This is a genomic window from Bradyrhizobium valentinum (assembly GCF_001440405.1).
Classification (GTDB): domain Bacteria; phylum Pseudomonadota; class Alphaproteobacteria; order Rhizobiales; family Xanthobacteraceae; genus Bradyrhizobium; species Bradyrhizobium valentinum.
Window position 1 is genome coordinate 57,619 of sequence record NZ_LLXX01000050.1, and the last position, 11,251, is coordinate 68,869.

Sequence of the window (11,251 nt, forward strand, 5' to 3'; positions counted from 1 at the left end):
GCCAAGAACGCTATCAATCCAACAAAGAGCAAAACACCAACTACCACTTCCAGATTTATGAACTGCATGTTTGGTGGTCCGCGACCGCTACGCCATCTTTCCAAGGGACTGCTTGCGGATGTCGCCGCGCTGATTGTTTGTGACGCAAGCGAGCGAAATCGAAAGTCGTTCGGCGGCATTAACAAGCTGCTTTGAGAACCCACGGCGTCTTCCCGCCAGCGTCCGTCCGATGTATCGTCTCTCGGTCTTTCGATGTGATGCACTGAACTGGCCATGGGCATGGAACATCTGCACTCTCAGACCAACGCCGCTTCGCCATCCCGGCTGGCGGACGAGCGCGACGTGATATTGAGCCCGCGCGAAAAACAGCTATTGAGGCGCTTTGCCCTTGGAAAGTCGGACAGAGTGATCGCGTGCGAAATCGGAGGCACCCATCAGCGAATTGGGGTCCAGCGCAAAAGACTTATCGAGAAACTTCAAATTCAGTCACAAGCCCAACTCGTGATATTCGCGGATCAATTTGCGGCGTGGCCTGCACGACGTACAAGCGGCAGAGAAAGGGACGGCGGTAAGGGCTGACCCAGCCGCCGTCGGATGCGCTCGGTGCGCGTCAATATTGGTACTGATTGGAACAGATCCAATTGCCGTACGCATCGTAGCAGTTGTTGTAAGCGCCGTAGGCGCCATAAGCCGCTGCAGCTCCCACCGCCGCCGCACCGTATCCATATCCGCGATAGTACCGTCCCGGGTAACCGGCCACCGGACGACCAGGACGACCGGCATATCCATATCCGGGACGACCCGGGCGGCCTGCGATGGGATGTGACGGACGCAGCCCACCACGATAGCCGCCACCGTGGAAACGTCCCGCGTGCATGGCGCCACCGCCACGGAACCCGCCGCCCCCGTGAAAGCCGCCGCCGCCACCACGGAAGCCGCCGCCCCCGCCACGGCGAGCATAGGCATCATCGGGGATCAAGCTTGCAGTCAGCAAAACAAGTGCGGCTAGTGGAGCGAGAAGATAGCGAAGCATGACAATTACCTCCCTATGAATTCCCCGACGCGGAAGGCTGCCGCACTCTCCAAGCGGACAGTTGATGTAGATCAACGGAACGCATCGTTTAGGTGGAGACACATTCGGCACCCCCTTTCAGAAGGAGCAACCGATGTGGATACTGATGTACGTCTTCTCCTATTCAGTCAGTCCGGCAGCCACAAACGACAGGGCGGAATGGCGGCTCCTTCCCAATGTGGTGTTCCAAGAATTTTCGACTGAAGAGCGCTGCAACACGGCCAAGTCAAAACTTGAGGGCAGCTTGAAGGAGGCAGGAGCCAAGCTAAGAAGTGGTTTGGAAGACCTGAAGAGCCTAGGTAAAGCCGACCCAGCGCAGGTCATTATTGCCTTCAATGTGGAGTGCGTTCCGAAATAATTGCTCATGGTCGTGCAGCCCCGGGTTGGCTCGTCGTTAGGTTGAACCCCCAACCTTAACTTTGCCCTCCGCCACATTCTTCGTAGCCGAAGCAACTCCGTCGGCGATCTGCTTCATCTGTTCTCCGGCGCTCGTGATCTGGCTCTTTAGGAATTCTGATTATCGAAAATAAGCATGCTTCTCTCGGAAATTTTTCCCCCTCCGGTAGGGTCGAGCCGAGGTACCCGGACGCGTTTCCCTGAGGCAATGCACCTCACGAATCTTTTCTCGCCATTGAAAACAACCACCGAGATTCAATCCGTGAGTCCGAGCCGGTCGAGCAAGCGCGCGACTGTCATCGACTGCCATCGACCTGCTCGCGACGTCTCGATACCAGCGCGACCAACCGCAGCAAAGCGGATTGCACTATCCGCTTTCCAAAGCGCTGCTATTTACATATGAACGTGCGATCATGTGTAAATTCGGTGTGGTTTTTGGAAGGACAAAAATTCTATGGGCCCTGCTGTTGCATACATCCGCGTCTCGAACCCCAAGCAGGCGCGAAGTGGTCTTGGCCTCGAGGCCCAGCAAGCAGCCATCAAGGCGTTCTGCACGCATCACGGCTACAAGGTTGAAGCTGAGTACCGTGAGGTAGAAACCGGCAGGGGCGCAGACGCATTGGAGCGACGACCTGAACTGGCAGCGGCGATGAAGTTTGCCCGGAAGCTCGGCAAGGGCAGCAAGGCACGTGCCGCGCCTGTGATCATCGCCAAGCTGGACCGACTAAGCCGCGATGTTCATTTCATCAGCGGCCTGATGGTGCAGCGCGTGCCCTTCATCGTCACCGAACTCGGTCCGGACGTAGATCCGTTTATGCTGCACATTCATGCTGCGGTTGCCGAGAAGGAGCGTAACCGGATCGCACAGCGGACCAAGGAGGCGCTCGCGGCTGCCAAAGCCCGTGGCCAGCAGCTGGGCAACTCCGACATCGGCAGACTTCGGAAGGCAGAGGCGCAAGAACGCGCTGCGAATCTTCGAGCCGTTATTGAACCGCTTCGTGGGCTTTCCGCCAACCGGATCTCGGCTGTCCTGAACGACCGGAAGGTTGCTGCACCGCGCGGTGGCAAGTGGCAGGCCACGCAGGTGATCCGGCTGTTAGATCGCCTTGACCTCGCTCCGGCGTGATGTGCTGCCGGCGCAATCAGTCCCTGACCTTTGCAGGCGGCGGAATCAGCAAGACGCTAGCTTTCTGCGGCACTGACAACCCGCCCGATGCGATCAGGTGAAGCTGGGCGTCGGTCAGTTCGTCAATAGGTGCGCCGCGGCGGTCGATGACCTGGGCTGGCTTGCCGTCCAGGCGGTCTGCAAGTTCCCGGATGGCTCCGAGATCGCCCTCCTCGGCCAATGTCGCCAATTTGTCCGCGATCCTGCGAAGTCGCAGTGGATCGCCCCGCAGCGCAATCCGAAGCGCGTCATTGAAGGGTTTTTCCTTGTTCACGCTGCCGATCGGTCGTCCCATAATGCCCTCCGTACCCACTTCTCTATCGATATAAGCCTACTCCTAATTCATTCGTGGAACTACGACTGCAATCCCCGACTGACAATTGAAGGGCTGTCCGCACTCATGACCAGAAGATCAGGTGGCAGAATATTAGGTGGCAAAATATCACGGAACGCCATGCGCTGTTCAATGCTTTAGTCGGCGGATGTCGCTAAGGTACGAGATCGCCGATGCTGCTTGTGGCATCGGTAGAAGTCTGCCTCCCGGCTCTCGAAGTTGGATCGCTTGCCCATCATTCTTTCTGACGGCCGGCACTGTTTTGCAAATGCTCTCAACCGTAAAGCGGTAACTGCGGGAACTGCGGAAATGCCGGTCAGATTGAATTTTCGCATTTCCCGCAATTTCCGCTTTAGAGAGGGACTTCGAAAAGACGCGGGTTTACATCCCACCGTCGGGGTGGCCGTCCCGGTCCGAACACCTTCACAAGTACCTCGCGCAGCCAACCGGTGCGCACCAGCATGTCAAGCAGGGCCTGCGTCTCGCCGGCGTCAAGCCGCTGCGCTAGCGCCTCGCGACGCACCTCCTCGCGTGACACCGTTGTCTTGTTACCGGCGTTTAGCCAGCGCAGCACCGTGCGGGCATGGCCATGCTTGTCGGAAAGTCCCACAAGGCGCAGCGCGGCCCGCCCATGCGGCCACAGATAGCTCTTCCAAAACATCACCGCACTCTCGATATGGCGCGCCTCGATCGCCTGCGGCTCGGCACCGCCGGTCCAAGCCCATTCGAGGAAGCACAGCGTGCCCGAAAGCCGCAGCACATGCCCCGTACCCTTACACCAGTACTCGCGGTCCCGCCCCTCGAGCGACTGCCTTTCTTGGTGCGCCAATTGCGCGAATTGCGTAAATACCCGTCTGGCATCCGCCGTTAACGGAACACTGCGCGGCACGAAGGCATCGTCATCACCGGCCTGCAGGTTTGCCAGCCGGGCGAAGGCATTGATGATTTCAGGATCGACCTCATCGGCATCATCGCTCGGCTCGCGGAACGGCGCCTCGGGCGGCCACGCATAGAGGAAACGGCTATAGATGCCGTCAGAGTCGCCAGCAAAACTGCGCGCCAGCAAGTCCGGCTGGAAACCGCCGACGACGCCCACGAGCAGATGAGCCAATATGACTGGCGGGCGACCGAGACGCTCCACGGTGAAGCTGTTGCCGTCCCAAGCCTCGAGCCAGAACGCGCGATCCGAACCGCCGCTGTAGCGCTCGAGGTTCATAAACAACCGGGCGAGCTCGTCGGCGATATAGATCACGCCGCGCGGCCTCGCCTCGAGCAGCGGCGCCAGCCGCTCGATCGTGCAGTCGGAGACGTAGAGCCGCGGCACCACGAACGGGCGGACGTCCTGGGCCTCGGCTGGCTTGACGGGTGGCGGCTGCCCGGCATCGACGGCGGCGGCCACGTCGTCCTTCCATTTCTTGAGCGCCGCCTTGGCGCGCTCGACGCGTGTCTCATGCGCCAATTGGCGCGCGGCGTTTTCCTGCTGCCGGCTGCGTTCCACGACCGACAACGCGCGTTTGACCACGTCGAGCGACGGAGTCTTGCCTGACCCCGAGACGCCGACCAGACAGGTCCAGCATGTCATCGGCTGCTGCCACGAGCGGGTGGCCTGTACCCGGCGCGCCACACCGATCAGACCCGAGGCGATGCCGATCAGCGGCAGCGCGATGTGTCCGACGGTGACGCCGGCGCCGCGTGACGCGTTAAGCATCCAGCGATGCACGCTCTGCGGAAATGCCTCAATTGGCAGGTCCGGCAGTTCGCCCCGGCGGCTGTCCAGAATGGACATATCCGGGTCGTCCCATTCGCCGGTGACGCGCTGTGTGCGCTCCACTTTCTTATGCCGTTGTTCCCGGTGGCCGGCGCCATTACCGCTGCCCGATTGCGCTGCGCCGTCGCCGCGGTCAGCGAGATCGTCGTGCGGCACGTTGAGACCGTCACGCAGGCCGCTCTCGATCGTCTTCATTGTCGCTCGGTTGCCATGTTCGCGCAGGTAATCGTTACCTTCGCAGGCCCGAAGCAACGTCTCGAAAATTTCGCTTTCCATCAGCCAGCCGCGCGCCGCCATGGTCGCGAGCCGGAACGCGGTTTTAAAGAGGCGTTCATTGCGCTCGCCAGTCGGCGCCGCAGCAAGCTCGGCTTCGACCCGATCGAGGGCGGCCATTCCATAGGCGCGGCCACGATCGTGGCTGGTATCGGCATTATTCTTCTCGCGGGCTTCCTCGCGCTGCGCCGGGCGCAGCATGGTGACAAGCCATTGCGGCATTGGCGGCGCGTCATGGATCGACGAGCGACCGATCATCGCAGTCCACCCGCGACCGTCAGGCAGGCGGGCGCCAGGGCCGACGACAAAGCCGCCGGCGCCGCGCACGTCGATTCCGGGCGGCAGTGAACCGCGGCCGTTGCCCAGCGCCTTGCCGTTCGGCTGCCTGAAATAAACGTGCAGGCCGCCGTTGGGGGTCTTCACCAGCGGCACTTGAGGCGACAGCCCACCACGTGCGACGACGAGGGACTTGAAAGCGGCGACGCCGTCTGCGCCGCCATCGTGCCGGTCACAGTCGATTACGACGAGGTTGTTCTGGCCACAGGGGATCGCCGGCAGCGCGGCTGCGCCATCCCACCACCTGTTGATCTGATCTACATTGCAGGTCGCCGCTTCCTGCCATCCCTTCACCAGCGGACGCTTGTCGGCGCCGGCAGGAAAGATCTTGATGCCGGCGGATGCCAGCGCCAGCGCGGCGGTGATGTTTTCCTGATGCATCGCCATGGCGGGTCTCGACGCGCTGGGACAAGAAAAAGGGGACGAGGGGCGAGAGAAAAGAACCTCCCGCCCGTCGCTGTTGCTTAAAACGGGATATCGTCGTCCATGTCGTCCCGCTTGACGGCAGCCGTCGGGGCAGTGGGGGTCTCCGGCGGAGCCGACTCATTGCCGTGCGGGAAGTCGTAGCCGGCGAGCGCCATGGTCTCGTTGAACCGCGATGCGGCCGTCCAACCCGTCACCAGAAACAGCGGCGTCTTCACATAACCGTATTCGCGATGCGAATGCGCATAGCCGCCGCTTCCGAGTGTAACGACCGGCAACTGACCGGGCGCGCTGCGCCGGCGCGCGGCATAGGTACGCGAGAGTTTACCGAGCGCTCCGAATCCACCCTTCGACGAGGCGGCGAACGTAAAAACCTCCCCGTCATTGTCGGCGATCATCGGCACGTAGCTCGTAAACTGCCAGGGATCCCGCTTGTCGCCACGATCGTCGGTCTCCCAGGTCGAGGAGTCGTTGTCGCCGAGATCATCGCGGCGCGGCGGCAGCAAACGGCTGCCGATGCTGACCATGGCGTGTTCGACAGGCTTGAATTCGCGCCAGCGAACCCACCCCGTCGTCATTGCGTGCATGCCGACGACGAACGATGCGTTATGGTCGACAGGTTCGCTGCTTTCACCCGCGAGCCAATCGCCCTTGGAGAATTTCAACAGCTTGCCGAGGATGTGTTGGGGCGCCACCGCGTCGGCAAAAGCCTGAAACGGATCGGAGTCGTCGGCAATCGCGATCGCGGTGCTGGTCTTTTTGACAATTTCCTGAGTCATTTTTGCTCTCCGGTTTTCGCTTGTGCTTGCCGCCGTGTATGCAGAAATCCGCGAACACCCGACGGCATACGGCGGGCGCGGAAGGTCACCTAGTGCGGTTTTTCGTCAGGGTGGCCGCGGCCGTGCCGGCACTCCCGCGCGCGACGCCATTCCGCCGCAGACTCGAGCGTGATCAGCGTGCGCGCGCCAACTTTCATTTCGCGCGGGCCTTCACCCTGCTTTTTCAGCTTGTAGAAGAAACCTTCGCTGATGCCGTGAGCCCGGCAAAACTCCCGAATACTGAGCGCCAAGCGCGGCGTGGGCGGCCGCGAGACGGCAGCGAACTCGGTGCGGGATTTCGGCATGCTCGGCTCATGTTTCAGGGAACGTGAGCAGAAAATGCCTGATCGGCGGACGTAGAGTTGGCTGAAAACCGTCGGAAACCATCGAAAACCGGTTTTCGTCAGCTTTGACTTATTCGGCGAGCCATTGTTTGAGGTGGGATCTTAACGACGAAATCGGCGGCTGCCGATCAAAACGGGCGGCGCATTCCTCCTGTATCAGCTCAATCAATTGGGCTTTGCTCGGCAGTCGCTTGTTGTCCCTTTGTGGTTTGCCGAACTTCTTCATTAGCTGAAGTGCAATCTCTTTGATGGCCGCCCAATCGTACTCCGGAGGTCTTCCTCCCTTGTCGACCACTGTGGCCGACAAAATCGGCGATTCCCTGGTCACCGGCCACAGCCGCAATGCATCGCTCTGGCGAAGTGTTACTTCGGTGAAGGGCTCGGGTCGGCTGACTGCGTCATACCTCAGGACGTCTCGTCCCTTTTCTTCCCGCAATCGAAGGTAAGCCCATTGTCGCGATGGAATCTCGACCACAGCGCCGTGGGCGTCGAAACCCTGGGCTACCAGATGATTCTCCGACAACGCGTGCCAGAGCGCGGCCACCGCTTCCCGGATTCTCATGACGGCTCTTGAAGAAACATTGGTTCGCCCGCGTAACAATTCATCCTGGAGCGCGAGGCGACCGACCGTCGGCGCGCGGCGCGCCTCCAAAGAATATACCATGCGCGTGACGGGATCGCCGTCATTCTGCGGGCGTACTTTCCGCAGGCGACCGACCCAATGAAAACATGCCGAACAGAATTCAGGGTCCTGCTTCCTGACCAGTTCGAAATCACGCCACGCAATCCACGCCACCACCATCATGATTGTCCAGTGAGATTTAAGCTTTGGATCGAAGTCAGGAAGTTCAGGCTTCCTCTCGAACGGCTCGAGACCATGGGCAGCCGCCGCTGCCTCGGCTTGCTTCCCTGTGATCTCACCATGCTCAGCTAGCATAAGTAGGCGTTCCCGCAGCAGGTCGGGTTCAATATCGTCGGGCTCGTCAGCCATTCTCGTGCACCTCCGCATGGTGCTTCCGCAAACGAGCGACGCGGCAGAACGGTGCGGAACCGTCTTTTCGGGAGCTACCCTATCCGCGCTGTTGGCCAGCTTACGTGCTTGTCGTCGTCCCACAAGAATTTTCTGGGCTGTCCGACTTGTAGCGTCGCGGTCGTCAGCTAACGGACTATCATCGCGCCAGTGCGACCACATTCTCAACGGCTGGCGTAAGTTCCGATAACAACCCGGCGCGCGTGATGTCGTCGATGGAATGCTCGGTGATGTATTTCGAATAATGCTTTTCGATCATCGCTACGCTGGTGTTGTGCAGCGACGCCACCAGCCTGATCGGTACATTTCGCAGCAGCATGCGCGCGATGCTGGAATGCCGGAGGGCGTACATCGTAGCGTCAGGATCAGCGTCGATGGCAGTAACGACCTTGGCTACATGACGGTGATACTTCTGCCCCGGATTGTCGCCCCATGGGCTGCCATCGCTTTGCAGGAGCAGCGGCGCATGATCAGCACGGCCCTTGGCCGCCGCTCTCAATCTAGCGGCCAACTGCAGAGTGATGGGCACCGAGTAGCGCTCCAGCTTTTTCTCAGCGCGGTTTCGGGCCCCACCCTTGGCGGACTTCGGCATCATGAGCTTCGGCCGCATCGGATGATCGTGCAGGTCCTCGACGCGCAATCGCACGGCTTGGCTTGGACGTGCGCCCGTGACTGCCAGCGTGTCGGTCAATAGTCCGAACTTGTCATCGATTTCGTAGGCGCCGCCAACGAAAGCGCGCACTGTATCGTCGGCGAGGATGATGTTCCGCACTTCCTGTGCATTCGGCAGACTGGCGAGTCCGACTTCCCAAGCTTCCCGATTCTGGATGCGCTTGTCGTGCTGTGCCGCCTGCTCCAGCGCGGCGCACAGGCAACCGCACAGCCGGTTGATGGTCGACGGTGCCATCGTACTCAGCAGGCTGTCGCGCCATTTCTTCAACTCGGTGGCCACGAGCAGCGCCGCCGGCTTTGAGAGCAGCGCATTGGTGAGATGCACGCGCGGCCATCCGGCGTTGTAGGGATTGGCCCCGCGCGCAGTCAGATCGGTCTTGTAAGAGACCAGCGCGCCATCAACCGTGATCGGCGCACCGTTGCCACTACCTTCGTCACCGCGCGCCAGCTTCTTCGCCTGATCCTGCGCCTCGTGGAACGTCAGCACGTTCTTGCCGTCAGCATCCTCGAAGTCGTCGGCCAGCGCGAAGGCCTTGGTCCAGTATGCGCCGCGCCCGTCGCTCACCTTCAGCACCCACGTGCCATTGGTCTTGTTGCGCCGATACATCAGCAGGATGCCGCGTGCCAGCGACGGACCGCTGAATGGCCTGCGGCGGATTTTTAACCGCAGCCGTGCGCTGCGGCTTTCGAGTGCGCTGAAGCTGACTTTGCGCGCCATGATCGTGTCCCCGTTCTCGCGAAGTGTCGCGATCGTGTCTGTAAAGGCCTATGAAGGCGTATGACACGTTATGGGGATATTGCGCGGGTGATCAATGGCTTGCGGAGTCCACACGGCTCCATAGAACTTCACGGGACTCTTTATTTTCCCTGCGCAATGGCTTTACGGCTTATGCCGTGCTCTCCCTGGAGACGAATTCGTCTTGCCTCCATCGCTGCCGGCTTGATGGCTAATCGATCCGGTTGGATCGAAGTCGCCACCGGCAGCTTGGCACCAGCCACGGGTGTCAGGACCACACGGTTTTGCCGTACGCTTCAGCGCCGTACGTCTTGCGCGCCGTGCTCGCTCACGGATAACCGCCCTGCGAACACCTTCACGCGCCTGACGCTGCCGCGTCCACCGCATCCCGCCCCAACGTTCGTGACGATGGCCAACGCCCCTCTTCTTTGGGACGGGATGGCGGGTTTGTAGGACTGATTTGGGGTGGCGGCGAAGCGGTTTATTTTTGCAACCGAGACTGGACGGGGCAAATCAGCTTGAAGTTGTTGAAGAAAATCGTCCCATCGCGCACAGCCAGAATAGCCTCGGCCACTCGCCCGTGGGGGGCATTCCTTCTTCATTTGCATTATACCATATCGAACCGGGCGAGAATTAGGTGCAACGTCACCGCTGTTTGTGGCGGTGCAGCCGGTTCTCCGATGTCCACTGGCACCGTGGTTGCAAGAAAATGAGGGCGTGTGATGTCACGTACTGGTGCCTTGCGCTTGGGCTCTGTTCTTCTGACTGCGAGCTTGCTGCTGGCGCCCAACGGAGATGCGCGAGCCGATGACGCTGCAGGTTTCGTACAGTTGATTTGCGCGCCCGAAGTCGGCTTATTTTCAGTTCGACGCTTCCAAATCCCTAACATTCCGGATTTGGGACCTTACCTGGCCGACGGATGGAAACCCGATGAAACTGTGGTTAGGACTCTGCAACAGAAGTACGGGATTTACGACAGCCGCGCTCTGAAGCAGAATCCTTTTGAGTGCCGCATCCCTTCACTGCCGGCAGCGTCGGGTCGACGAGCAGAAGTCCCCGGCTTCCATGTGAAAGTGACGGGCCAGTACGACGCAAACAGTTCGACGGGAAGTTATCGAACCATGGCTGATCATGCGGACATTTTTCTGAATGGACAACACTTGGGCCTTGTTCCACTTAACCCGTATGGCTTCACGGTGGAAAACAGCTCTATCGACATATCGCAGCAGGAACGTGGCTTGAATATCAGGAAATGTGCAGTGTCGGTCGAGTCAGTTGATGGTAGCCAACTGAGCTGCACGGACAAATTTTTCGAAGATAAATAGGCGTAGTTGAACGCGACCCACCTGCTAGACAGTTCGCACGCCGCGCGCGATGAATCTCGGGAACGGTGCAATCTCGTCCTTCCTCACCGCAACTCCGCGTCCCGCAGCGGCGCGCGGCTCAGTGCGTTGCCGGCGGCGGTCGCTTTGCGGAGCAGCCGCATCAACTCCGCGCCCTCCTTTTCGGTCAGGCCGCGCAGCATGGTCCGCTGGGCCGCCTCGACGGCCGGCGTGATGGCGCGCAGCGTTCGCTTTCCCGCTTCCGTGATCTGCAATTCGCGGGCGCGGCGGTCGCGGCTGCTGGCGTGGCGTACCAGCAAGGCTTTCTGCACGAGACGATCGACCACGCCGGTGATGGTGGTGCGGTCATAGGCGATCAGGCCGGCGAGCGTCACCTGATCGATCCCTGGGTTGGTCCTGATGGCCGAGAGCGCCGCGTATTGAACCGGCGTGAGGTCAAAGCCGGCTTCCTCGACCTCGGCGAGGAACACGGCCACCGCAATCTGCTGGAAGCGGCGCGCCAGATGTCCGGGCATCTCATTGTTGTCTCTCACCGAAATTC

12 protein-coding genes are annotated in these 11,251 nt (G+C 60.5%); 4 read left to right on the forward strand and 8 right to left on the reverse strand.

Going from position 1 to position 11,251, the window contains the following annotated elements; translation table 11 throughout:
• The first annotated feature begins 279 nt into the window (after positions 1–279).
• Positions 280–579, forward strand: a complete 300-nt coding sequence (locus CP49_RS49180) for a LuxR C-terminal-related transcriptional regulator (RefSeq protein ID WP_156438208.1) — start codon at positions 280–282, stop codon at positions 577–579.
• 31 nt (positions 580–610) lie between these two features.
• Here CP49_RS49180 and CP49_RS08930 read toward each other — a convergent pair whose 3' ends face one another.
• A complete protein-coding gene (locus CP49_RS08930; RefSeq protein ID WP_082645938.1) occupies positions 611–1,033 on the reverse strand; it encodes a hypothetical protein in 423 nt (140 codons plus the stop codon).
• Between the two features lie 133 nt (positions 1,034–1,166).
• Here CP49_RS08930 and CP49_RS08935 point away from each other — a divergent pair, with 133 nt between their 5' ends.
• Complete coding sequence (locus tag CP49_RS08935; RefSeq protein WP_057849904.1) at positions 1,167–1,430, forward strand: hypothetical protein; 264 nt, start codon at positions 1,167–1,169, stop codon at positions 1,428–1,430.
• A gap of 492 nt (positions 1,431–1,922) precedes the next feature.
• On the forward strand, positions 1,923–2,594 hold the full coding sequence (locus tag CP49_RS08940; protein WP_057849905.1) for a recombinase family protein: 672 nt from the start codon (positions 1,923–1,925) through the stop codon (positions 2,592–2,594).
• Positions 2,595–2,610: 16 nt separating this feature from the next.
• Here the strand turns inward: CP49_RS08940 and CP49_RS08945 are convergent, their stop codons facing one another.
• The 6 genes from CP49_RS08945 to CP49_RS08970 form a co-directional block, all read right to left on the reverse strand.
• A complete protein-coding gene (locus CP49_RS08945; RefSeq protein ID WP_057849906.1) occupies positions 2,611–2,928 on the reverse strand; it encodes a hypothetical protein in 318 nt (105 codons plus the stop codon).
• A gap of 391 nt (positions 2,929–3,319) precedes the next feature.
• Complete coding sequence (locus CP49_RS08950) at positions 3,320–5,731, reverse strand: DUF3987 domain-containing protein (RefSeq protein ID WP_082645939.1); 2,412 nt, start codon at positions 5,729–5,731, stop codon at positions 3,320–3,322.
• A gap of 77 nt (positions 5,732–5,808) precedes the next feature.
• Positions 5,809–6,546, reverse strand: a complete 738-nt coding sequence (locus CP49_RS08955) for a hypothetical protein (protein WP_057849908.1) — start codon at positions 6,544–6,546, stop codon at positions 5,809–5,811.
• An 89-nt stretch (positions 6,547–6,635) separates the two neighbouring features.
• Positions 6,636–6,890, reverse strand: coding sequence for a hypothetical protein (locus CP49_RS08960; RefSeq protein ID WP_057849909.1), 255 nt, complete (start codon positions 6,888–6,890; stop codon positions 6,636–6,638).
• Positions 6,891–6,999: 109 nt separating this feature from the next.
• Entirely contained in the window at positions 7,000–7,920 is a 921-nt protein-coding gene (locus tag CP49_RS08965) for a hypothetical protein (RefSeq protein ID WP_057849910.1), read from the reverse strand.
• Positions 7,921–8,098: 178 nt separating this feature from the next.
• Positions 8,099–9,349: a site-specific integrase gene (locus CP49_RS08970; protein WP_057849911.1), complete on the reverse strand. Its 1,251-nt coding sequence runs from the start codon at positions 9,347–9,349 to the stop codon at positions 8,099–8,101.
• A gap of 740 nt (positions 9,350–10,089) precedes the next feature.
• On the opposite strand from CP49_RS08970, the gene CP49_RS08975 reads away from it, so the two are divergent.
• The gene (locus tag CP49_RS08975) at positions 10,090–10,692 is read left to right on the forward strand and encodes a hypothetical protein (protein WP_057849912.1); all 603 of its coding nucleotides are present in this window, start codon (positions 10,090–10,092) and stop codon (positions 10,690–10,692) included.
• Between the two features lie 83 nt (positions 10,693–10,775).
• Here the strand turns inward: CP49_RS08975 and CP49_RS08980 are convergent, their stop codons facing one another.
• Positions 10,776–11,243 (reverse strand): MarR family winged helix-turn-helix transcriptional regulator, encoded by a 468-nt coding sequence (locus CP49_RS08980; protein WP_057849913.1) that lies wholly within the window; start codon positions 11,241–11,243, stop codon positions 10,776–10,778.
• Positions 11,244–11,251 lie beyond the last annotated feature (8 nt).